The sequence below is a fragment of the Pseudoalteromonas sp. ABV4_021 genome (assembly GCF_056159365.1).
The window spans coordinates 44,288-69,252 of sequence record NZ_JBSWVB010000002.1 but is presented as its reverse complement, the minus strand read 5'-3'; the positions used below and the strand labels follow the sequence as shown (position 1 = coordinate 69,252).

Sequence of the window (24,965 nt, the reverse complement as noted above, 5' to 3'; positions counted from 1 at the left end):
ACTGTTATGACACTCATAGATAAAATAAACAACCCAGAGCAACGCCAAGCATTAACTAACCATTTGGAAGCACTCAAATCAGCTAACATTGCAACGCTTGCTAAAGGATTACCACCTCAAGAATTTAAGCAGACGGAGGCATGGATTAAAGCATTAGACGCCTCACTTAAAATAGTAAAAAGTCCAAAATTACAAGTTTTAAACCCGTAAGCTAAACCTCCTAGTTAATAGGTAATTTATAGTGTTATGGCACTATATTTTTTAAAGAGGATTTATCATGGCTTTAACCCATGCAGGTTACGACGTAACTAAAGGTAATTTAAGTACAGTATCAACAGAGTTAAAAACAGTCGCGGATTCAACCGCAGGTACACTTGATTCAGCACTCACTGACTTAAAGGCTGATCCAAACAACCCAGCTAAACTTGCGAACTTTCAAGCATCAGTAAATGAATACTCTGTAGTAATGAGTCTTGTTGCTACCGTGCAAAAATCAATTAAAGATGCCATGTCAACCATAGTACAGAAGATGGGCTAATGGATATTCAAGATATCAAGCTATTGGCAGATATCGGTGTGTTAGGCTCGAATTCGGGCCTAACGCGTGAAGCTGAACATATATTTGCTGCATTGCGATTATCGAAATCGGGCGAACAAATAGCGGTAACTACCACCGCGTTGAACTTATTCAATCGAGCACGATTCCCAGAAGCGGCCCAAACACTATCTAAATGGTGTGAAAATAAAACACCATCGATACCCCACGCATTACTAGCAATGGTGTATTGGACATGGGGGTTTAACGTAAATGCAGAAGCGTATGCGCGTGATGTGTTATCGCAAGCATCGGAGCCAGAGGCACATGCACTTGCTAAAGAAGTACTTGATGGTATGGGAGTAACTTACTAATGGACGCTATTAATCAAATCACAGCTGTTTCAATGGATTCACTGCAGGGACAGCAAGATTATACGTTACCAACTGCACCTTCTATGGCGGAGATGGAAGGCTTGAGCGCACAATTTTTGGAAGCCCTAGGTGAAATGAAAGCAGAAGTGTCATCGCGTGCCGACAATGTTGAGCTTAGCTTAAGTAACTTGACTGATTTATCGCCTCAAAAGTTACTTCAAGTGCAAATGGAACTGATGCAAGTGACGTTACAACAAGAACTCATAAGCAAAGGCGTAACGAAAACAACACAAAATGTTGAATCATTAATCAAGGCGCAATAAACGATGAGCAGGTTAATAACATTGTTGTTTGTTTGCCTTGTTCTTACAGGGTGTAAAGTCGATCTTTACTCGGGCCTTGATGAAAAACAGGGAAACGAGATGCTTGCGCTACTCTTAGTTGAAGGTGTTGATGCCGAAAAAATTGCCGATAAAAAGGGTACAGTAAAACTGCGTGTTGATAAAAACCAATTATCGAACGCCATTGAAATCCTCTCTCGTAACTCTTATCCACGAGACAAATTTGCTACATTAAGCGATGTTTTTCCTGAAGGTGGTCTTATTTCAACGCCTACTGAGGAATCAGCGCGTTACAATTACGCAGTGTCGCAGGATTTAGCGGCAACGGTTTCAAATATCGATGGTGTTTTAACAGCGCGCGTTCATTTAGTATTGCCAGAACAAGATAGTAAGAAAAACAAATCCGACCCTAACCTTGCCAAAGCATCAGTGTTTATCAAGCATTCAAGTAATATCAGCCTTGATGCTTACATTCCACAAATTAAGCAAATGGTCGCCAATTCAGTGGGTGGATTAAAATATGAAAATATCGCAGTTATTCTGTTCCCTAGTGTTGCGACGTTTAACCCCATAGCAAAAACAAGTACCGATGTTAGTCTTGGTATCATTCAACAGTTCAAAGATTTAGGGCCTTGGCTAATTGCCGCTGCCGTACTGTTAATTATTGGCTTACGCTTTGAAAAACTAAGTGGCACAGCGAAAGAAATCTATGAACGACAGCAGCGAAATGGTTAATCAAAAACATCACTTTGCCGCACTGCTTGAAAGTCAGCACGCCGACGCGATTATCGCTAAACTGTATCAACCATTACGCTGGTTACACCCACAATGGATTGAAAATGTGATCCCTGCTGACTTTCCCATTGATCATCAGTGTATTAAAACCAATCAATTCATCGCGGAACAATTAAACATTCCCGCAACATTTGATACAGAGCTCAGTTCGCCGTTGTCGAAGTTTTTATTGCTTGAACGCGAATTGATTTCACAAGTAATCGGTGTGTTGGGACTGTCATGTTTTCAAAAACCATTAAAAAAGCTGATAAGCAAACAGATTAAAAACGTCATTGATCAACAAATTGGCTGTAACGCATGCCAAATCGTGACGCAGAAGATCCCTTTTATGTTAAGCGACTTTCCAAAAGCATTGATGGTTGAAGATATCACGTTAAATTCAGCAACCAACTTACCTAATTTCATTGAAAAGGGGTTGTCAGTGTTTAAGCAAATATGCGATGACGAAACACATTTTCAATTACTGTGTTTTATTTTATCCCCTGAGTATACGGCTAGCACACAGAAAAGTAGCCTCTCAGAACAAACGTGTCGTAAAGCCACCTTACTCATTCGTAAATTAGCCATTGAGATAGACCCATCATGTTCAAATTTACTGAAATAAAAGCGGATAAACTGCAATTAGTCAGTGGCGCTAAAGTGCTAAAAGCCGTTGATTATAATCATTACTTAGGCTCACAAGATGTTGTCGAAGCAGCTCAAAAAAAAGCCAACGATATCATTACAAGCGCAAAGCGAGAGTATGAGAATCAGCAAGCGCTTGGCTTTGCACACGGTATGGAACAAGCAAAACAGCAACAAGCTCAGTTACTTTTACAAACAGTAGAGCAATGCCAACAGTACTTTGTTTCCCAAACGCCACGAATTGCAGAGCTTATTATGGCTGGTGTGACGCAGCTTGTCAGTGAGTTTGATGATACTGAACTCACCCTTGAAATGGCAAAAAAAGCATTAAGCACAGTAACAAATCAGCGAAAAGTCACGCTCCGAGTCAACCCAAATTTAGTCGACTCAGTAAAAGAAAAGCTCTCAATCCTATTAAAACAATTCCCAGAAACCAGCTATGTCGATGTGGTTGCGGATCAACGTGTTGACGCTGGGGGCTGTTTACTAGAAACCCAAGTAGGCGTAATTGATGCGACCATTGAGAACCAAATTGCCGCAATTGAATCTCTGCTTTTAAGCGAAGATCACGTATAATTCGCCAATCTAACGGATATATATAACACCTATGCTCAAACAAACAATTCTATTAATTGAGGATGACGAAGATCTCGGCGAAATTTTAATTCGCTTTATCGAGGCTTCTGGCTATCAAACTAAGTGGCTTAAAACCGGCGATACTGTAATGGATTATGTTAATAGTAACATGCCCGATCTCATTTTAATGGACGTGATGTTACCCGGTGTCGATGGCGTTACCCTAACAAATCAAATTCGCCAATTTAGTGATGTGCCAATAATTATGGTGACCGCTAAAACGGACGAAATCAGCCGTTTAATTGGCTTACAAACAGGCGTAGATGACTATGTCTGCAAGCCTTATTCTGGCCCAGAACTAGTCCTTAGAATTAAAGCAATATTACGTAGGGTAAATACACACTCCTCACTCAAGGCAGTTGAAACTACTGTTTCTCCAGTCAGTATTCAAAGCTTGCAGCTTGATGAGGCACAGCTAAAAATTAGTTACGGTGAACAGCAGCAAAAGCTCACATTTGTGGAATACAGTCTATTAAACTTACTAATATCGCACCCAAACCGAATTTATAATCGCGAACAAATCATTGAGTTAGTTTACGATTCTTATCGTGAAATCAGCGACCGCACGGTCGATAGCCATATTCGTAATGTGAGAAAAAAATTATCCTTACTAGGACTGGATTACGAAGCAATTGAATCAGTATATGGTGTAGGTTATCGCTACATCGAACCGGCAAAATAACCATGAAGTTAATTAGAGTGATTACCCTTTATTGTTTATGCTTGGCTTGGCTCTCAACAGCCACAGCCTCCACCTTGCAGGCAAAAATTGAACAGGTACAACAAACCGACCAAAATGCCATAGAACAACTTGTCACTTTGCAAACACAATCTCAGCAACAACACGATATTGCTGCATATATTTCAGCTTCAGAAGCAATATTGTCAAAGCAACTAAAGTCGGCTCAATATAGCGAGTTTGACCAACAAGTAGGCCTTATTCAACAAAATGATTTTTGGCAATCGAGTCCTGAGTTAAAAATTGTTGTACAAAGTGCCCTTGCTGATAAAGCCTTTCGCCAAGGTAATACCCAACAAGCCAGTGATTTACAAGCCAAAGTAATTGCCCTTGCCGAAGGTAATCAAGTACTTGCTCGTCTTAGTGAAGTGTATACCAAGCAAGGGATTTATTTTCGTAATTTAGGTTCGTTTGACAAAGCGAAAGGGGCATATCTTAAAGCGCTTAATTTTGCAGAACAAACAGGTAATGATCTTCAAGTAGCTCGCCTATTAGTAAATTTAGGTGTTATTTTAGAATCAACAAATCAATTCAATTCAGCCCTCAAAAATTATAAAGATGCCTTAGCGATCATTGAAAAAAAACCAGATGATGATTTACTTGCCAGTTGCCTCTTTAATATTGCCGCAACCTATGAACGCTTAGGTGATTTAGACCAAGCACTAGAATTTGCTCTGAGAGTATTGAAATTAGACGAAAAGCTGGGCGATCTAAAAAATCAATTTTACTCAGCTGATAAAGTTGCAAGCCTTTATTCTCAGGTAGGAAAAACTCCTTTGTCACTTGTTTATATTGATAAATCCATTGCTATTGCAGAGCGCAGTCAAAATAAACAAATGTTAGCTACTGCTTTTCTAAAAAAAGCTAAGATATATGAAGCTGCAAATCAAACAGAGCGTGCAATCGCGGTTGCCAATCAATCGGCGAAGATCGTGCTTGAAAACGGCAATGCAATGAATGTGAACCCAATACTCTTATCACTCTCACGCATATATTTAAAAGCAGAGCAGTACCAAATGGCAATCGACACGCTCGACGCTATTCCAGAGAAAAATATTTCAGTGGTATATAATCGTATTCGTCATGATATTTTGTCAAAAGCACATTTTGAACTGGGTAATTATGATCGTGCCTATCAGCACAAAGTTGCGCATGCCGATGCAAACAAAGCAGAGTACGAACAAAAAATGCAGGCATATCGCGATCAAATGGATACTGAGCTTGCTAAATTTTCTGAACAATTAAACGTAAAAGATTTAGAACTGGAAAATCAAAAACAGCAAAGTGATCTTGAGGTAATGCAATATCGTCAATATTTCGGTATTACGGTTTCATTAATTGTATTCTTATTGCTTAGTCTACTAATTTATTCACAAATTAAGAAAAAGCAGATGGCGCAGGCGCAAACTCGGCTAAAAGAAGCTGCCATTGATCACAAAAACCAAATGCTTTCGGATATTTGTCACGAATTACGCACACCTTTTAGTGTATTGAAATTACAAATTGAGGCGTTGCAATATAACTTAGAACCCGACACCGAAGTTGCTCATAATCGCTTAAAAGCCAAAATTGAACAGTTAAGCCATCTCGTTTCAGATATTGACCAATTATCACAGGCTGATTCTATGGTGCTAACGCTCAACAAATTGAAAATAAGAGCGAGAAACATGCTTGATTCCATAGTGGACGACAACCGAGTGCTCGTTGAAAAGATCGGACTCGATCTAAAACTTGATATTGAGCTTGATGACGCAGTTGAAATTGATATTGATGTTACCCGCATTCAACAAGTGTTCCATAATCTATTTAGTAACGCTATTCGCTATACAAATGTGCCCGGTTTTATTCGCCTCAAAGCTAGAAATGACCAAAACACATTATTTATTCAAGTAGATGATACAGCTCCAGGCGTATCACTTGTGGACATAGAACATCTCTTTGATAGGTTATATCGTGTTGAAAAATCACGTAGCCGTGCAACAGGGGGATTAGGTTTAGGACTATCTATTTGCAAAAGCCTGGTCGAGTTACACAACGGCAATATTGTTGCTAAACAGGGAAAAAGTGGCGGGTTGTGTATTCAAATTACACTGCCCTTACATTAAAATCTGACTTGCCAACGCGCTACACATTAGCGCGCTTTGGCAAGTCCATTTTCTAGTCATAATCAACGATTAAATTCGTTGTAGTCACTCAAATAACTCGCAAGCCAGTTAAACCATTCTTATCTCCTACTCTTGCGACCATTGTAGTTTAACAAACCAAAAAGCCATAAAAATAACACAGCCTAATTGTTTCACGCAGCGTTTTTGAACTAAGTTAAAGTAGTTATAAACCTACACGAATAATACTACATTCAACCAATCAAATATTACGTATTTTTCATTGACATTAACCTTTGCTGAATTAGAATAACGCCATTCGAACATCATTCGAATGGCGTTACCAAAGAAAATAAGCAAGAGGTTTAGTAATGGCACCAGCACCAAAATATAGCCTGCAAGAACAGGAAAGAATGATCTTAAATGCCGCAGAACAATGCATTAACGAGTCGTCAGTTACCGACTTTACTATGGCTAAGGTCGCGCGTTTAGCCGGGCTTTCTATGGGTTCTGTCTATAAATTTGTGCAGAGCAAAGAAGATATTGTGCTTGCCCTTGCCTATCAGTCATTTGATCACGTATCAAAAGTATTTGAACGTGTGCTTAGCTTGCCTTTATCAACGCCTGAAAAAATGCTCGCGGTATGTTTAGTATCCCCTAAAGCTATGCAACGCTTTGAATTTGATTACGAACTGCAATCTTATTCAACCAATAAAGCGGTTATTCAACGCGCTTCAAGCCGTTGGACTGAAAAAATGATCGACGCCTGTAACTGTTGTGAACAAGGTTTTAAATTAGCCCTTTCCGATGGCATTGGTGCGGGCGAATTGCAAAATGTGCCTAACCTAAGCGAAGTGATTGAAGAGATACTCATTAGTGGCTGGGCTATAACTGTTGGCTTTGAACAAGTACAACGGGTTAAACAAACGCAGGAAATTGTCGAAGGTACAGACTCATTACTTGAGCCATTACCGCTTAATCATCCTATTATTAGAAGCACAGTGCGTTTGCTTAATAGTTATCCATGGAAGAAACCCATCGATGATGACTCACTTGTCACCATTGAAAACGAATTAAAGAAATTAACATTGCGTTAATGCAATACAAACGGAGAAAGTATGAAAATTAAACGCTGGCTCGCAGCCACTATCCTTATACTTGTTGTTGTCTCGGGACTAGGCTTCGCCAAGTTTAGTCAAATTCAAGCAATGATTGCCTTTGCCGAATCATTTCCTGAACCTTCCGCATCGGTGAAAAGTACCTATGCACAGCCAACTCAGCACATTAAAACCGTAAAAGTTATTGGCCAAGTGCAAGCACCGAATACACTAACCGTAAGCAATGAGTATGCTGGCAATATTACTAAAGTAGGTTTTAAGCCAGGTGATATCGTTGAAAAAGATCAGTTGCTTATAAAACTAGATACCAGTGTCGAAGAAGCCAACTTAAGTGCAGCTAAAGCACGCCTTACACTTGCACAATCAACCCTATCGCGTGTTGAAAAGTTATTATCGCAAAAGCGCATTAGCCAAGATGAAGTGGATAAGGCGCTGGCAAATGTCAATGTCGCTAACGCTGAAGTAGCTAATTTAACGTCAGTTATTAATAAAAAAACCGTTAAAGCGCCGTTTGTTGGTCGCGTTGGCTTAACGCAATATCAAGTTGGCCAGTTACTTGATGCCAATAGCCAAATCACTACTTTGGTTGGCTTAAATGATAATATTTGGATTGATTTTGCTGTGCCACAAACGCTACCACGCTTAGCAATTGGTGATGCCCTGCGCGTTGCACCGGTAAAGCAGCAAAAGTCAGACACTACGTTAACTGCTGAACTTATTGCTATTGCACCAAATATCGACGTAAATTCACGCCAGCAAAGCTATCGCGCCATTGTAAACAATCAAAATAAACAGTTACATCACAACCAAATGGTGAGTGTGTTTGTACCAATTGAAGTGATTGACGCAGTAGCAGTACCGACCAATGCAGTAACACGCAACCACTTCGGTGATTTTGTTTATAAATTAGAGAAAGACGATAAACAGAATTGGCGCGCCAAACCAATTAAAGTAGAGCTAGGCGATAAAATCCAAGACCAACAATTAATCTTAAGTGGTTTAAATGCCGGCGAGTTTATTGCGAGTGAAGGTACGTTTAAACTAAAAGAAAACCTCTTGGTTTACACCACAGAAACGGCTGAAAACACAACGCATACTGGAGGCTTGTAATGAGTTCATTACACGAAAACAAGCCCTCATTTATGGACATATTTGTCAATCGACCCGTATTGGCAATCGTACTGTCAGTATTAATTGTGCTTGCGGGTATTAACGCCGCGCAAAAAATCTCGGTACAACAATATCCTAAAATTGAAAGTGCCTCGTTAGTCATTAATACCGTTTACACCGGTGCATCAGCCGATGTAGTAAAGGGCTATGTTACCGAGCCTATTGAGCGTGTCACCTCTACGGTTCCAGGCGTAGATTACGTTGATTCAATTACCACAGCTGGCCTTAGTAAAGTAACTGCGTGGCTTGAGCTAAACCACAATACTACAGATGCTTTAGCAGAGCTCACGACTAAATTAAATCAAATCAAATTTGAACTACCAACGGGCGCCGAAGATCCGGCAATTCAAATCGTACGTGCCGATAGCCCGTACGCGGTGTTTTACCTGGATGTGCAATCGCAAGGTTTACCGCGTAGCGAAGTAAGTGACTACCTAACCCGTAATATTGTGCCCCAAATGAGCGATATTGATGGCGTACAAAAAGTAACCCTAGAAGGCGGTCGCGATCCAGCTATGCGCATTTGGCTTGATACCGATAAGCTCGCTGTTTACAACATCAGTGCTGTTGATGTGTTTCAAGCACTGCAAGCTAACAACACCATTGCAACATTAGGCTACAGTGAAAACAACCGTCAACGCATCGATTTAATGGCTAATACGTCGCTAAAAAGCGTTGCTGATTTTGAAAACCTTATTGTAAAAGAAAGTGACGGTGTACAACTTCGCCTTGGTACTATCGCCAATGTCGAAATTGGTGAAGCCGAAGGCATGGTAACAGCGCGTTTAGATGATCATGATACGGTATTTTTAGCAGTTTGGGCGCTGCCAGGCGCAAATGAAATTGTGATTGGTGATGCACTTTATAAAAAGCTAGACCAAATCAATGAAGTATTGCCAAACGGTATGCACATTGAAATCGGTTACGACGGCACGCTCTACATGCGTGACTCAATTAAAGAAATTTTTACTACCCTTGGTGAAACCGTTCTACTCGTTGGTATTGTGGTTCTTGCCATGATGGGCTCATTTAGATCGGCTATGGTGCCACTTGTCACCATTCCTATTTCAATTTTAGGTGCGATTGCCGTTATTTATGTGGTTGGGTTTTCACTTAACCTGCTGACAATTCTTGCAATTGTGTTATCCGTTGGCCTTGTAGTAGACGATGCCATTGTGGTCGTTGAAAACGTAGCACGCCATATGCGCGAAGGCAGACCTCGCTGGCAAGCTGCACTCATTAGTTCGCGTCAATTGCTTGTGCCTGTAATCGCCATGACCTTAACCCTTGCGGCAGTGTACGCACCCATTGGCTTTTTAACTGGTTTAACGGGTTTCTTATTTAGAGAGTTTGCGTTTACCCTTGCCATTGCTGTACTTATTTCCGGTGTTGTTGCAGTAACTTTATCGCCCATTATGAGTGCGTGGGTTAACGCAGAAGGCGGTAAAGAAAGTAAACTAACGAAAAAAGTAAATAGCTACTTTGATAAGTTACAAAATTTCTACTTTAACGCATTAGACACCCTATTTAATTGGCGCGCACAAGTATTCTTCGTCGCTATTGTGTTTTCATTGTTATCGGCACCTTTCTATCTTTTATCACAAAAAGAACTCGCACCAATTGAAGATCAAAGCAGTATTCAAGTAGTTGTTGAAGCGCCGCCTGAATCATCGCAGGCGTATACTTCAAGCAAAATGAATGATACCGCTGAGGTGATGAATGCAACGGAAGGTGGTCAGTTTACTTGGCAAATTATTACTGCCGCGGCCGGTTTTGGTGGCGTTGAACTTGCACCGTATGAAGAACGCGAAAACTCCGTGCATGACTTACTATTTGACCTTTACGGTCGACTAGGCAGTGTAACAGGCTTAAGCTTGTTCCCAATTCTGCCAGCGTCGTTACCTACCGCAGGACAGTTTGACGTTGAAGTGGTATTGCGCGCGAATGATAACCCAGAAACTATGAAGCAATACGCAGACGAGATTATTGCAAAAGCAAATGCCAGCGGCAGCTTTATGTTTATCAATACCGACCTAAAAATCGATTTACCGCAAGCAGAGCTAGAAATCGACCGCGAATTAATTGCCGATTTAGGGTTAAATTTACAATCGGTGAATGATCAGCTGAGCATTTTAATGTCGAACAACTTTGTTAACTATTTTAATAAAGATGGCAAAGCCTATCGCGTGATCCCAATTGTTGGCGATAATGAGCGCTATAACCCTGAAAATATTCTCGATATGAAAATACGCACCGGTAGTGGCGAGCTTATTCCTGTGTCGTCATTTGCGACATTACGCACATTTACCAGCCCGCGCGTATTGGGCTCGTTTAACCAACAAAGTTCATTTAGAATTTTAGCGGGTGTTTTACCTCACATCACCAAAGAGCAAGGTTTAAGCACTATTGAACAAATTGCAGCTGACGTTTTACCAAAGCATTACTCTATTGATTATGCAGGTGAATCACGCCAACTTCGTAAAGAAGGTAATACCATGGTTGGCGTACTATTAGTATCAATGATTGTGGTTTACTTCCTACTGACGATTCAATTTAATAGCTTCCGTGACCCGTTAGTTGTATTGCTTGGCTGTGCGCCTTTAGCACTTGCTGGCGCACTAATGTTGCCATTTTTATCATTAACTACGGTGAATATTTATAGCCAAATTGGCCTTATTACCTTGATAGGATTGATTGCAAAGAACGGTATTTTAATTGTCGAATTTGCGAATCATTTACAGCTTGAAGGTAAATCTAAACTAGACGCCGTAAAAGGCGCTGCCGCAACACGTTTACGCCCAATTTTAATGACCACAGGTGCAACCGTACTCGGTCACTTCCCATTGGTACTCGTAACAGGTGCGGGCGCTGAAGCGCGTAATAGCATTGGTATTATTTTGGTTGCCGGAATGTTGATTGGTACCTTCTTTACTTTAGTGGTGCTGCCGCTACTTTATGAAAAAATAGCAAAAGATCATCGAGGTGAAATGGAAACAGAAGAAGCCTTATCTCATACGCAATTTCAAACTAGCCTTTAATAAAAATGCCAGTCAGCCCCCCTGACTGGCATTTTTAACTTATACCAACTCTGTTACGTATGTAATCAGGAATAGCGCTGGATAAATAAAATGCTAACAAGGCGGAATTTATCTTATATAGAGTTTATGGAATAAAGTAAGTAAATTCAGAGCTAACTGTTTTAGATTCATATACTATGAGCAGCACCCTTCATGTATTTATGATTATTATGTACTGGCTTCATTAACGCGTTAATCTTAAACTAGCAAAAAAGTTTAAACGACGAGGTTTCAATGAGCTTAACAATTCGCCCGGCAACACTAAGCGATGTAGATACAATTTTGCACTTTATAAAAGAGTTAGCAATATACGAAAAGGCAGAACACGAAGTATTAGCAACGCCCGAGACCATCAAACAGAGCATATTTTCTGAGCACTCTGGCGTTTATGGTTTAATTTGCGAATTAGACGGTCATGCCATTGGCTTTGCTGTATTCTTTTACAACTATTCAACCTGGCTTGCAAAACCAGGCTTATATCTAGAAGATTTGTACGTATCACCTGAATACCGCGGTAAAGGCGCGGGCATCGCGTTACTTCAGCATTTAGCACAAATTGCTGTTGAAAAAGGGTGTGGCCGCTTTGAATGGAGTTGCTTAGATTGGAATACCCCATCGCGTGAATTTTATGAATCGCTTGGCGCTGAGCCGCAGCATGAGTGGATTGGCTATCGTATGAGTGGTAAAACGTTAGAGAACTTTGCTGAAAACGGAAAATCGTAACACCGAAGCGTTACGCATGAAAAAAATTAGAGTGAAAGCGACTTAAATATGCCGCTTCCACTTTAACAAACCAGTTGTTATTACGTTACAATAAGCTGGCTTTTTTCTTGTCCTTGACTGCAATCAACCAATAGGTAACGCCAAGCGCAAGTACTAAGCCTGCAGTGCTCCAAATGTATTCAGGGGCGAGTTTTGTAAAGTCGAGTACAATTACCTTTCGCGCTATCGCCATTAGTGCTGTCGCGATTACCAAATTAACATGAATTACATCATCACGCAGATACATAACAATGTTGATAAAGATTTCAATTGCAATCAATACAGCCAAAAACGCGCTGAACACCGCGAGAATGTCACTAATTGATAGTAAGAAATAAGGCGGTGAACTCAATTTCATATACATCACGTAGACAACATCTAACACCCCCCAAATAATGAGCAACGTCATTAAAATTGCGAGTATTTTTACGCAAAAGCGAATAACAGTATGGCTAAAACGGATCGCTTTATCATCATAACTTGCTTCATCAAAGCCACTATCATGCTTTTCCATTGCATCTCCTTAATGCGGTAAAATTTAACAATGATAACTTATTGAACTTTAAACATTTATTCATGTTCTTCAATAGCACTGCCAGAATTAATATCAAGGCGCATATTCACCCCAATTTGCGCAACAAACCGCGTGTCGTGACTCACTAAGATAAACGCACCAGGATAGTTTTTTAACGAAATCGCCAAAGCAGTTTTCGCAACGATGTCCAAATGATTATCAGGTTCATCAAGCAGTAATACCGCGTCTTTTTGTGCATGGCTTACGCATAGCATCGCTAACTTCATTTTTTCGCCGCCACTTAGTGATTCGACTGGTAAAAAAGCGCTATCGCCTCGAAACCCAGCAGACGCGAGCAAGGTACGCGCGGTTTGTTCACTTATCTGTGTTGTCAAAGCCATAATAGCACTTAAAACATCACTGTATTGATCAAGCCAGCGACAATTTTGTTCAAGATAAATCACATCGCAATTACGATTAACTGTTAGGTTCGCCTTGCTCAGGTTCGCAATGCTTTTAAGTAAGGTAGATTTTCCCGAACCATTACGGCCTTGAAGCCAAACACGACTTGTTTGTTTAATGGTAGCGTTCAGTGGGGGATGATGATTAAACTCACAGTGCCAATTGTTTATATTAACCAGTACCTTATTTTTATGAGTGTTTACGTGCGCCATATGAAATGTAACAGGGTCGTTTAATACCTTATCATCGCATACGGCATCCAACATTTTGTTTGATGTATCAATTCGGGCTTTTTGTAATTTAATTTGCCGACTATGGGACTTAGCCGCGCCTTCTTTTTTACTATCGAGTAGCACTTTAGGCTGACTGCCCGATGCTCTTTTTTGCTTGCCCTGCGCCGCACGCTGATTTGCTTTTTCTAAGCTTAGCTGCGCAATACGTTTAAATTGCATTTGTTCGCGTTTAATGTGCTCTTGCTTCGCTCGTAGTGTTTTTTGCTCGGCATTAAACTGCGCTTTAAATTCATGATAGCCAACACCATATTCATTCACCGTACCATTAATTACGTGCAATGTACGTGTGCTGTGCTCCAACAGATTTTCATCGTGACTTGCCATAACCACAATGCCTCTAAAGGCTTTTATCTGGTTAATTAACCAACTTCTGGCATTTAGATCGAGGTGATTGGTTGGCTCATCCAACAATATAATATCTGCATCACTGGTAAAGCATCGATGCAGCATTAAACGAGCTAGCTACCCATAGCTTAATTTATTACAAGATATAAACGGGTCTTTTGGTAATCCGAGCGTCGTTAACAGAGTTATTATATCCCGCTCACAATGCCAATCATCTTGTAACGTTTGATAGTCGTTAACGTCGATACTGCCCCCATTAATGCGACACAACGCGTTTAATTTATCGGCAATACCTAAATAGCCTGCAACCGAGCAATTTGGCATGTCATTGAGCTGTGAAAAAATAGCGGTTTTGCCATAGGCTTTAATCGTGTTTTTGCAGCCATCAAGCTTTGCTATTGCGTTTATAAGTGTCGACTTACCGCTACCGTTGTTACCCACTAACCCGTAAACGCCGTTTTTTAGTTGCAGTGATACGTTTTTTAAAATATGTTTTTGCGCTACGCTGTATGAAAAATTTGAAATCGAAATATGTGGCATAAGACCATCCTTTTACCCAAGTAAAAGGGATCAGCATCACCTGCGAGAAACGTCTAAGCATTATTGCACTTAGCGTCAATATTGATTTTCAGTGAAAAATTGGCAAAGCAACGCCTACTAATCCCTAACATTAAACAGAAAGTTAAAATTGTTTGGGGAGTTAGTTGTTCATGTCGGCGTTTACTCCAATAAGAAATGTAGGTTTACTTTGCCCTAAAACAACAAAACGCGCAAGTAATCAGCAATACAAAATAAAAAAGCGTAGAAAATAACGTTGTTACCAGCCAACAACACATTGATATTTAAACAAAACACAGGTATATTGCGCGATTATTACACAGGGACTTATCTAACTCCCTAACAGACCTTTCAAAAATAAACTGAAGTTAAGCCAACTTAACCAAAAAACGATATAAATTAATCAAGTACAACTCAAATTACGAGTAGTTTTAGTTTTAAAGGATTTAAAATGCGATATTGGTTTTTTGTTTTAAGCATCGTGTATTCGTGTTCGCTTGCGGCAAAAGAAACGCTTAGAATTGGTGTTCAGCTAGAAGGCCAAAAACATGTCGAACAATTTATTGCGGGTCGCAAAATTAGCAGCATAGATGATTACTCAGGTGAGTTTGCGTATCGCGATGTGGTTGAGCAAGTATTGTTGTTACAAGCGCTTCACTATGGTGGATTTCGTGGCAACATTGAATTAGTACAAGCAGATCACTATAAACGTCGCTTGCGCCTGCTTGAACAAGGACTTCTTGATTTAAGCGTTACCGGAGTTTGGCTAAGCGACGCTCTGCCCATTAAAGATAACCTGTATATTTCAAGGCCGTTATTACGTGATGGTGAAGCCGAGGCAGGTTTTTATGTACATCAAAACAATACACGCGCACGTCAGGTCAATGACAAGTTTGGCTTACAACGCTTAAACGCAATTTCCAATAAAAACTGGCAAATTGATTGGCGAATAATGTCGTCAATTGGTTTTGCTCATTTAGATAGCGTAAGCCAATTTACACAAATGACAGATATGATTATGAAAGGCCGAAGTGATGTTATGCTTGCAACATTTTACAACACCGACGACCTGAGCTTTACACAAGACAACGAAATCTTTGTACCAATTCATGGATTGAAAGTTAAGCTTCCCGGTAGCAGGCATTTTGTTGTGTCAAAAGCCGCGGGCAACTCAGAAATATTTGCCTATGTGCAACGGGGCTTAAAAGAATTACGAAGCCGCGGTTTAATCAATAAAGCGTATCGACAAAGCGGCTACATAAATGAAAAAGTGAACGATTGGATGGTGATTCGTTAACCGTACCATGCAACAAGTTTACATTTATAGATTGGTTACTGCGGAATTAACCAAGTGATCATAATTCGCGCCCCCATTCCATCAGGCCCATTTTCTGGGCCTTTTGCCCAGTAATGCAAGCCTGCACCGAGGCTAAATACATTATCTCCGATGGTTATCACTTGACTGGCAACCAAATTGATTGGTACCGACTCTACATCATTTTCCCAGTCGATTGTTGCTTCACTGTTTAAGAATACCGAGGTTGCACTTGGCCAGCTATAACCAATAAACGGTTGAATAAAAGTTGCATTTACATCAGCCTGACCTTGGTCCTTATCTGCACCAAAACCCCAGATATGGTTTGCCAATGCACCAAAAGTCCAGCCATCACTTTGTTTAAGCAGCACCGCCGTTGGGCCTATTCCCCAATTGTCGCTACCAAACATAGGCTCAGAGGCACTCGGAAACATTAAAACAGGCCCTGCCCCCCAAATCCAGCCGCTGTCGGTTTGTTGTTTAGGTGAAAAGAAAAAGCTTTGTACTATGTCGCCAATGCCTTCTTCACGAAACGAGCCAAAGTCTTGGCTTACTATGGGAATAATTGTGCGAGAGATTAAATTCCAATCATCATTTAAATCGTACGGTACAACAGGCTGAACATTGGTTAACCAACGATCACCTTGCTCATCCTGACCTATATTCGGGTCGTAATTAAACTGCACTGGCACACTGATCATATCGGCAACAGGATTTTGTAATTTTTTGGCGATATCAGCGGAATTGTTTGCTGTGACAGTAAATGAGCTTAGTACAAGCAACGTACTTAGAATGCGATATTTCATGCGCTTCATCCTTAAAGACTAAAATTCGTTTTAGTTTACTATTTACACACTTACACTAACGCAGTTTATCTTTAAGAGATAGATTTTTCGGAGATTTGTTTCCATTTGCTGTACCAGCGCACGACTTCATTGATGGGTTTTGGCCGACAGATAAAAAAGCCCTGTAATAAAATACCAATTTCACTTTGGCGCAAGTATTCTAAGTCTTCAATATCTTCAACGCCTTCCGCAACTAGCTCTACCTTTTGCTCTTTTGCAATATCAATAAGCGACTTCACAATCACCTGAGAAAATTTATCATCACGAATGCTCGAAATAAAACATCTGTCTATTTTAATCTCAGTGAAAGGCAAGGTTCTTAACTGATTTAAATTGGTAAACCCCGTACCAAAATCATCAAGCGCAATTCCATACCCATGTATACGCAAGCGATTTAACGTTTCCAGTTGTTCAGGCGTACGCAACGCGTATTCTTCAGTTACTTCAATAATGAATTGACTTGGCTCTAATCCGTTAACACACAATATGGTCGCCATTTGCTCGGCGCAAAATGAATCTTGCATTTGTTTGGGTGATAAATTAATTGCCAGTTTAAAATCGTGATCAAAAATCACCTGCAATTCGCAATAATGCCGCGCGGCTTTTTCAACAAGCTGAAAAGTAATAATATTTTCGATACCAAGCGATACTGCTGTAGGCAAAAAATGTTGCGGTAGAATGGCGTCAATACGACCAGGCTTTACGATTCTTGCAAGAATTTCCAAACTGTCGACGCGGTTAGTTTGGCTATTAATTTTAGGCTGGTAGTAAGGTTCTATTTGCTGGTTTTCAATGGCTTCAATCAGTTCTTGTTCAGAGAGGTATTGCAAGGTTTGCATTTTAACAACATTGAGTGTTTTTAGCCGGTCTAACACCATTTCAATTTGTTTAACACTAACCGGCTTTGACAAATTACCAATAAGCCGCACTTTATGAATTTTAGCAAGGTCAGCGGCCAACGAGATAACACGTTCATCCATTTCTGAAACAATTGCCACTCCACCATTAAAGCCAATTTCGCCTAACTGCCTAATAAATGCCATACCGTCTAATTCGGGCATATTCAAATCAGTTAATACACAGTGGTAAGCTGAACTATCTTTTTTGATTTCGTCAAATGCAAGACGCGCGGAAGAGAAAGTCTCGGTATTCTGATAGCCGAGGCCATTGAGCATTGCTTTTAGCGTTAACAACATGGTTTTCGAATCGTCAACAATCGCAATTTTAATTAAATTTTTATGCATGTCGCATTCCTTGCAAGTAAGAACATCTTTGACGCCAGCCCTTTCCTTTTTAAGTCTAGTAACAAACTGAAAGAATACAAAAATTTAATCGTCAAATTGACATCAATTGGTAGGCCATTTTGCGTTTAGTTTATTCATTAAAAATGATTAACAAAACCGAAACCTCACGTTAATTTGATCTAGTTAAATTTTTAACCCGTACAAGATCTCGCCAGTTAATTATCAAAAAAAGGATAAACAAGGTGAGAAACTTATTAAAAATAGCACTTTTAGTGTCATCAACGCTTGTAGTAACTGGGTGTAACGACGATGACGACGATCATAAAGTGGAAACGCCAACGACGCCTGTTGCCACACCAACAACAGTGGTCGACGTTGCAGTGAGCGATGGCAACTTTACAACGCTAGTAGCTGCACTTGAGGCTACAGGGCTTGATGAAACGCTTGCAGACACAGATGCCAACTTTACCGTATTTGCGCCAACAGACGCCGCTTTTGCGCTGTTACCTGAGGGCACTGTTGAAGCACTTTTAGCCGATACAGACACGCTTTCTGACATCCTCACATATCATGTTATAGCGGACAAAATAGATGCGGCAACGGCAGTGTCTAGTGCAGGTTCAAAAGTAACCATGGTTAATGGTGATTCGGTCGGTTTATCGCTCGACGGTGATAGTTTGCTGGTCAATACAGTAACCGTTACAGCAACCGACATAATGGCAGACAACGGTATAATTCATGTAATTGATGCTGTATTAATGCCACCGAAAGAAAAAACCATGCCAGCGGCAAATATCGTTGAGACTGCTTTAGCAGCTGGGTCTTTCAATACGCTAGTAGCGGCGCTTCAAGCAGCCGGGTTAGATTCAGTATTGGCAGATGAATCAAAGCAATACACTGTTTTTGCGCCGACAGATGATGCCTTCGCCATGCTCGGTGAAGAGACCATTAATACCTTGCTTAACAACACCGACGTTTTAAGTGATATCTTGCTGCAACATGTCGTGATGGGTGAAGTCGATTCCATCACCGCATATACGCTAAATGGTATGGAAGCGGAAACAGTTTCAGGCGCATCCTTCCCTATTTCAATAAACGCTGAATCCGACAATCTAATGTTTGGAGGGGCCAAGATTGTTTCTGAAGATATTTATACTGCCAACGGCATCATTCACGTTATTGATGCGGTTATCGTAGGTGATGTGAGTGTACCAGAACCTGTAGGAAACATTGTTGATGTTGCATCACAAGCCGGTTCATTCAACACATTATTAATCGCAGCGGCTGCCGCGGACCTGGCTGAAGTACTTGCAGATGAATCTGCAACTTACACCGTTTTTGCACCAACAGATGCTGCATTCGCACAACTTCCTGAAACTACACTAAATGCCCTGCTCGTCGATACAGAAGCGCTGAAAAATGTATTGCTCTACCACGTTATTGCTGATGCGAAAGTGATGTCGGATGGCGCAGTAGCAATTGCTAATAGCGACGATAACAAAGTAACAATGGCCAATACGCAAATGGCTGCGCTTTCTGTTTCAGAATCAGACCTTTATATCAATACGTCAAAAGTCTCTGCTGCCAATGTTGCGGCAAGTAACGGTGTTATTCATGTTGTTGACCAAGTAATTTTACCTCCATCAATGAAAGGCGAACCGACACAAAACATTGTCGAAGTTGCGGTAAATAATCCTAATTTATCAACGCTAGTCAGCGCATTACAAGCGGCGAACTTAGTTGATGCACTTGCTGATGAAAGCAAAACATACACGGTTTTTGCGCCTACCAATGCGGCGTTTGACAAAATTCCTGATGACGCATTGTCAGCACTTTTAGCCGACAACACTGCATTGACAAACGTACTACTACAACACGTTATTGACGGCGAAATTGACTCAGTTAGTGCCTATGCAGCCAATGGGAAAACAGTAAACACGCTAGCGATGGAAGATGTCAGCTTAGATTTAGTTAATTATGCTAGCACGTCCAATACTGCAAGTGACGAAGTCGCTTATAACAAAGAAATACAAATGCTTGTCGGCGGCGCAGGTTCAACAAACGCAGGAAATACACTGTATGTTTTCGATAATGACTTAGGGCAATCAACAAGTACCTGTATTGATAGTTGCGCCGCTGCTTGGCCGCCTGTATTGGTGGATGATGATGTGGTAGATAATATTCAAGGACTTAGCGTTATTACACGTGCTGACGGTACTAAACAAGCAGCCTTTATGGGACGCCCGCTTTACTTTTATGCGCAAGATATGGCACCTGGTGAAGCCAAAGGTGACGGCGTAAATAATCTATGGTGGAAAGTGTCATTACCGCAAGTTGCGCTGCAAGTGCAAGGCGCTAACGTGGTAACTACCGACATTTACACTACTAACGGTGTTATCCATGTTATTGATACTGTGATCACCGAAACTTTAAACTAAACACTCCCTTCGTGTTAAAGGGGCGTTTCGCCCCTTTTTTTTACGCATTCTTACACGCACTTATTTTACGTGACACGTCGCGTTGAAATTCGTCACTTAAAAACGTATTTGCTGGTACGGGTTTGGCAAAATAAAAGCCTTGTAAGTTATAACAGCCCAAACGTTTTAACACGCTGACTTGCGTAAGCTCTTCAACCCCTTCAGCGATACAGTAACTGCCTAAATTTTTTGCTAAATCCGCAATAGTTTGTACGATCGCTTGGTTTGTACGGCTGGATAACATTTGGCGAATAAAGCTCTGATCTATCTTAATCACATCAATTGGAAATTGATTAATATAAGTTAACGACGAATACCCTGTGCCAAAATCATCCAAATACAATTTAAAGCCTGCTTTTTGTAAGCGCTCTAGTTGCTCAAGGGCGTTCACCGTGTCTTCAATCAAAATACCTTCGGTAATTTCTAAGCGAATTTGACGTGGCGATACGTTGTTGTCAGCTAAAATGGTGACAAATCGCTCAACCAAATTAGGCTGAGTAATATGTAACGCTGATAAGTTAATTGATAGATAGCGGTTCTCATTACTTGCTAACCATGACGCTAACTCTGTTGTCGCTGTTTCAAGCGCTATTTCGGTAATCGCGACAATTTGCCCAATTTGCTCAGCCAACGGAATAAATACTCCCGGTGAAATCATTTCGCCGTCTTTAAACCAGCGTAATAACAACTCTACACCCACTACTTTTTGTGATTGCGTATTAACAATAGGTTGATAGAAGTTAGTCAGTTGGCGGTTTTGTACCGCATTAACTAATTCGTTTTCAAGCAACATACGGTTGCGCGCTTCTTTATTAAGCTGCTCGGTGTAAAAACGGTAACAATTACGACCACTGTTTTTCGCGTGGATCATCGCAATGTCAGCTTTTTGTATTAATTCTTCAGTTGTTTCTGCGTCAAATGGATAAAACGAGATACCGATTGATGAACTAATATTGACCGTGTTACCGCCAATTTTATAAGGTTTGGCAAGTTCGCTGTTGAGGTCGTTAGCATATTGGCTAATTTCCTGTGGCGAAACCACATCTTCAAACAACACTATAAACTCATCGCCGCTTTGACGACCTACACTGTGTTGCTCACCAACAACCGAGGTCATGCGCTCGGCAACTTTAACTAATAATCTGTCACCGACACTGTGGCCAAGCGAGTCGTTCACTTGTTTAAAGCGGTCAAGGTCAATAAACAACACCGCAACGACTTTGTTTTGCGCATGCAGCAAGGCTTGTTCGATACGATCGTTGATTAGACTACGATTAGCTAATTGGGTAAGGTGATCAAAATTAGCCATTTGTGTAAGTTTCTTCTCTGCTGCTTTTTGTTGCGTCAAATCCGATACAACAACCACATAGTTACTGACACTCTCTTCACCAATCGCTGAAATTGATAACAATACTTCAATGGTTTCGTTATCAAATGCCCAAGTTTCTTCGCGACGTAAATGTTCACCAACCTTAAGACAGGCTAATTGCTCAACGTAAAATGCTTGACGTTGCTCATCAAATAACGCCAATAAAGTATCTTGGGTCGCATCTTCTGCATGTTTTGAAAAGCGTTTATTAAACGCTTCATTTGACGCCACTAATTTAAACTTACTATCTAAAATAATCAGCCATTCGTTCATTTTGTGCAGTGCTTCACCGTAGAGCCGAGCTTGAATTTCCTTATTTTTCGTTTCGCTAATATTGGTGTAAGTACCTGCATAAACGGGGTTTTCTTCATTTTTACTTTCTTTAGAACGCTTGCCTAAATCACGATACCATACCCACTCACCGCTTTTTGCACGCATGCGATACGTCACATCCCACAAATTTGTTTCACCACCTGAAAATGCTCGCCATTTTGCTTCTAAACGAATACGATCTTCAGGATGAATTAGTGACATATGGTCATGAAGAGTGGTAAGCATTTCACGCTCATAACCTAAATCGGAAACAATGCGCTCTTGATCCAACTGCTGATTATGACTGTTATACACCCACACACCGCTGTTACTTGCTTCAAGTGCTAAACGTGCACGTTGCTTGGCCGCCATCGATTCATCATGTAGCTGTTGTAGCCTATGTTGCTGTTTAACCCGCTTTATATAGATAAAGGTAAAACTACCCAGAAACAGAATAATATAGCCAACAATGGCATATGGCGATGTCCAGGGGTTGTGCTTCACATAAAACGAAAAAGTTTCAGGCTTGCCTAATTGGCCATCTTTTAATGAATAAGCTGCTACGTTGAAGATATAATCACCTGGCAACAGGCGGGTAAACTCAATGTTATTTTTTCCGTAATGCTCATACACCACACTGCTTGGCCCTTGTAAATCAACACGGTACTTAATTTGCTTTTGATTGGCAAAGTCAAAGTTAGAAAAGTGAAATTTCAGGCCAAAATCATCATGTTCAAGCGATAGTTTCTGCTCCATAAAACCTGACAAAGTGAGTTTCTCATCACGAGATTTTAGCTCGACATCAAGCAATTTTACCGGTTTGTCGTTGCGTGTTTTTTCAAGTTCTTCAGCGTTAAATAAAATAATGCCAGCGGGTGTAGTAAACGCAATGCGGCCATTTTTTAATTTATGTGGAGCACTGTAAACCTCATCACTTATCAGTCCTTGTTCGTGGGTATACTGATTAAGTGCATCTAAGTTTTTATCATATTTGATTAAACCACTTTGCGAACTGAACCACAGTGCGCCATTATCACTTTGCGTGACACTAAATAACCGATTATCTGGTAAACCATCGGCAAAGGTAATTTCTTTTTGTTGTTGGTATTTATCATCAAGGGCCACTATGCCATGCGCGTTGTAAGCAATCCAAATTGTATTATCTGCGTCTCGTGTCCAGTCAGATACAAACTTAAAATCGTGTACTTGATAATTTTCGAGTTGATGAATTAAATCAAATGTATCTTCCTGATAGTTGTACTGATAAATCGCTCCACCAACACTGTAAAGCACACCCGAATCATCTACAAAGCTTTTCATAAAGCCAATTGATAAATCAGGATCAAAGTGTTTATCAAGACTGTTAAGCGAAGTGAGGGTATTTTTCTGTGTATCTAGAATATAGTGCCCTTTGTAACTAACAAAGATCAATCTATGTTTGTCTATTGGGTAGACGCCAAACGCCTGTAATCGCGCAAACTCTTCGCTCACTGCGACAGATAAGTTGGTCGGCACAATGACTTCTTTTTCAGTGTCAAAAAGTGTCAATCCCTCACTGTGTACCAGCCAAATCTTTCCATCACCTGCATCAAAAATATACTGAATAAAATGCTTTCCCCATTTATTTTTGGGGTTATCTTCAACGAAGAAATGTTTAGTTTCTTTTGTTTCAGTATTTAGTTTTGTCAGACCGTTCTCGGTTGCAACCCAAAGTGTACCCGCTTGCAATTCAATAAAGTCGGTCACTGAAGAATTAGACAAATCGATACCAGACGCTTTGCTGTAACTTGAAAATTTTTGTAAGTCGGGGTGCCAGTAATAGACGCCCTTTGACTCAGACGCAAGCCAAAGTAGCCCGCTGTCATCTTGGTAAATGTCTTTAATTGCGTCGTTACTGACTAATGGGTGACGTTTTGAATATTGTGCCAGCAGATTTAACTCAAACGACATTGGGTCAAAGCGATACAGTCCTTTTTCAGAGCCAATATAAAATGCATCTGCATTTCTAACCACACCCCAAATATTTAAATCGGCAATAAGCTGCATGGGTTTCGCATTTTTTTCGTCAAGCTTAAGTGCAAATAACCCTTGAACCGTGCCAATCAACAGGCCTAAGCGATGATCCCACGCTAAGTATTTCACATTGTTGTTATCATAGGTGTCTTGTATGCTAGGGGGTTTATGATGCGTTAACCCTGCACCACCTGTTTCGATATGATAGACATAAAGGCCTTTCGATGTGCCAAAGTATATGTATTCTCCTTTGTAATAAAGGGTACGAATAAGGTCTTGATTTTCATTCAATGAAAATAAAATTTTCATTTTTTTATCTGCAAGATTATATGAAACTAAGTGGCGACCAATTGCTAGTATCACATCGCCCTTAACTTCAATAACACTCTCTATACTTAAATATTCGTCCTTAGTTTCAACTAATTTACCGTCATAAAAACGTGTGGCTTCAAGCGTAAGAGGATCAACAAAATAAGCGCCGCTATAATAAGTGCTAACAATCAAACTGCCGTTTTTTAGGGAATGAAGAGCAATAATGCCATTGTTTGCGAAAACATTATCAGGACCTGCTACTCTCTCAAATTCGTACCCATCAAAGCGATTCAAACCATAATCTGTGGCAACCCATAAGTAGCCATAGTTATCTTGCAGCGTTTGGTTAACATAGCTTTGTGATAATCCATCTTCAACGGAGTAATTTTTCAGATAGCGGCTGTATTCCGCAGCATTTACACTACACGTGATGAGTAAGATGAGTAAAAAAGAAAAGACTTTATGAAACAAAAAAATTAAACCCTAGTCACATGAATCCGTTCAGAATATGAGAAGTGAACCAACACGCTATCACTGCTGTCGTTTCATTAATATAGTGTAAAACACAATGCATATTCAAAGAAGAAATAAATGATCTTTTTTAAAACAACTTCTTAACATTACAAAACGAAC

Annotated in this window: 21 protein-coding genes; 15 read left to right on the top strand and 6 right to left on the bottom strand. The window is 40.4% G+C overall.

Annotated features, from left to right (window positions below):
* The first annotated feature begins 6 nt into the window (after positions 1-6).
* The 13 genes from ACXAFE_RS14620 (at position 7) to ACXAFE_RS14560 (ending at position 12,234) form a co-directional block, all read left to right on the top strand.
* Entirely contained in the window at positions 7-210 is a 204-nt protein-coding gene (locus ACXAFE_RS14620) for a hypothetical protein (protein ID WP_475153763.1), read from the top strand.
* Positions 211-277: 67 nt separating this feature from the next.
* Positions 278-538, top strand: a complete 261-nt coding sequence (gene sctF, locus ACXAFE_RS14615) for a type III secretion system needle filament subunit SctF (RefSeq protein ID WP_237128899.1) — start codon at positions 278-280, stop codon at positions 536-538.
* Complete coding sequence (locus ACXAFE_RS14610) at positions 538-909, top strand: hypothetical protein (RefSeq protein ID WP_237128900.1); 372 nt, start codon at positions 538-540, stop codon at positions 907-909. The genes sctF and ACXAFE_RS14610 overlap by 1 nt, the downstream gene beginning before the upstream one ends.
* Positions 909-1,232 carry a type III secretion system inner rod subunit SctI gene (gene sctI / locus ACXAFE_RS14605; RefSeq protein ID WP_475153760.1) on the top strand — a complete coding sequence of 108 codons (324 nt, stop codon included), beginning with the start codon at positions 909-911 and terminating at the stop codon, positions 1,230-1,232. The genes ACXAFE_RS14610 and sctI overlap by 1 nt, the downstream gene beginning before the upstream one ends.
* A gap of 3 nt (positions 1,233-1,235) precedes the next feature.
* Positions 1,236-1,985 (top strand): type III secretion system inner membrane ring lipoprotein SctJ, encoded by a 750-nt coding sequence (gene sctJ, locus ACXAFE_RS14600; protein ID WP_475153758.1) that lies wholly within the window; start codon positions 1,236-1,238, stop codon positions 1,983-1,985.
* Positions 1,960-2,649: a SctK family type III secretion system sorting platform protein gene (locus ACXAFE_RS14595; protein WP_475153755.1), complete on the top strand. Its 690-nt coding sequence runs from the start codon at positions 1,960-1,962 to the stop codon at positions 2,647-2,649. Before sctJ ends, ACXAFE_RS14595 begins: the two co-directional genes overlap by 26 nt.
* Complete coding sequence (locus tag ACXAFE_RS14590) at positions 2,628-3,245, top strand: HrpE/YscL family type III secretion apparatus protein (protein ID WP_475153750.1); 618 nt, start codon at positions 2,628-2,630, stop codon at positions 3,243-3,245. Before ACXAFE_RS14595 ends, ACXAFE_RS14590 begins: the two co-directional genes overlap by 22 nt.
* Positions 3,246-3,276: 31 nt before the next feature.
* Positions 3,277-3,987 (top strand): response regulator, encoded by a 711-nt coding sequence (locus tag ACXAFE_RS14585; RefSeq protein ID WP_475153746.1) that lies wholly within the window; start codon positions 3,277-3,279, stop codon positions 3,985-3,987.
* 2 nt (positions 3,988-3,989) lie between these two features.
* On the top strand, positions 3,990-6,149 hold the full coding sequence (locus ACXAFE_RS14580; protein ID WP_475153744.1) for a tetratricopeptide repeat protein: 2,160 nt from the start codon (positions 3,990-3,992) through the stop codon (positions 6,147-6,149).
* A 368-nt stretch (positions 6,150-6,517) separates the two neighbouring features.
* Complete coding sequence (locus ACXAFE_RS14575; RefSeq protein ID WP_475153739.1) at positions 6,518-7,243, top strand: TetR/AcrR family transcriptional regulator; 726 nt, start codon at positions 6,518-6,520, stop codon at positions 7,241-7,243.
* Between the two features lie 21 nt (positions 7,244-7,264).
* On the top strand, positions 7,265-8,374 hold the full coding sequence (locus ACXAFE_RS14570; protein ID WP_475153737.1) for an efflux RND transporter periplasmic adaptor subunit: 1,110 nt from the start codon (positions 7,265-7,267) through the stop codon (positions 8,372-8,374).
* Entirely contained in the window at positions 8,374-11,472 is a 3,099-nt protein-coding gene (locus ACXAFE_RS14565) for an efflux RND transporter permease subunit (protein ID WP_475153733.1), read from the top strand. Before ACXAFE_RS14570 ends, ACXAFE_RS14565 begins: the two co-directional genes overlap by 1 nt.
* 273 nt (positions 11,473-11,745) lie before the next feature.
* Positions 11,746-12,234, top strand: a complete 489-nt coding sequence (locus ACXAFE_RS14560; RefSeq protein ID WP_475153732.1) for an N-acetyltransferase family protein — start codon at positions 11,746-11,748, stop codon at positions 12,232-12,234.
* 85 nt (positions 12,235-12,319) lie between these two features.
* Here the strand turns inward: ACXAFE_RS14560 and ACXAFE_RS14555 are convergent, their stop codons facing one another.
* From ACXAFE_RS14555 to ACXAFE_RS14545, 3 genes are read right to left on the bottom strand one after another with little or no spacing between them, the layout of a single operon-like run.
* Entirely contained in the window at positions 12,320-12,787 is a 468-nt protein-coding gene (locus tag ACXAFE_RS14555) for a phosphate-starvation-inducible PsiE family protein (protein ID WP_010558950.1), read from the bottom strand.
* Positions 12,788-12,843: 56 nt separating this feature from the next.
* On the bottom strand, positions 12,844-13,992 hold the full coding sequence (locus ACXAFE_RS14550; RefSeq protein WP_475153729.1) for an ATP-binding cassette domain-containing protein: 1,149 nt from the start codon (positions 13,990-13,992) through the stop codon (positions 12,844-12,846).
* Positions 13,993-14,004: 12 nt separating this feature from the next.
* On the bottom strand, positions 14,005-14,427 hold the full coding sequence (locus tag ACXAFE_RS14545) for an ATP-binding cassette domain-containing protein (RefSeq protein WP_475153725.1): 423 nt from the start codon (positions 14,425-14,427) through the stop codon (positions 14,005-14,007).
* A gap of 469 nt (positions 14,428-14,896) precedes the next feature.
* On the opposite strand from ACXAFE_RS14545, the gene ACXAFE_RS14540 reads away from it, so the two are divergent.
* Positions 14,897-15,742, top strand: a complete 846-nt coding sequence (locus ACXAFE_RS14540) for a hypothetical protein (RefSeq protein ID WP_475153723.1) — start codon at positions 14,897-14,899, stop codon at positions 15,740-15,742.
* A gap of 35 nt (positions 15,743-15,777) precedes the next feature.
* On the opposite strand, the gene ACXAFE_RS14535 is transcribed toward ACXAFE_RS14540, so the two are convergent.
* A complete protein-coding gene (locus tag ACXAFE_RS14535; RefSeq protein WP_475153721.1) occupies positions 15,778-16,566 on the bottom strand; it encodes a transporter in 789 nt (262 codons plus the stop codon).
* A 71-nt stretch (positions 16,567-16,637) separates the two neighbouring features.
* Positions 16,638-17,849: an EAL domain-containing response regulator gene (locus ACXAFE_RS14530; protein WP_475153720.1), complete on the bottom strand. Its 1,212-nt coding sequence runs from the start codon at positions 17,847-17,849 to the stop codon at positions 16,638-16,640.
* Between the two features lie 242 nt (positions 17,850-18,091).
* Here ACXAFE_RS14530 and ACXAFE_RS14525 point away from each other — a divergent pair, with 242 nt between their 5' ends.
* Positions 18,092-20,287 carry a fasciclin domain-containing protein gene (locus tag ACXAFE_RS14525; RefSeq protein WP_475153718.1) on the top strand — a complete coding sequence of 732 codons (2,196 nt, stop codon included), beginning with the start codon at positions 18,092-18,094 and terminating at the stop codon, positions 20,285-20,287.
* A 40-nt stretch (positions 20,288-20,327) separates the two neighbouring features.
* On the opposite strand, the gene ACXAFE_RS14520 is transcribed toward ACXAFE_RS14525, so the two are convergent.
* Complete coding sequence (locus ACXAFE_RS14520) at positions 20,328-24,803, bottom strand: EAL domain-containing protein (protein WP_475153715.1); 4,476 nt, start codon at positions 24,801-24,803, stop codon at positions 20,328-20,330.
* Positions 24,804-24,965: the final 162 nt, after the last annotated feature.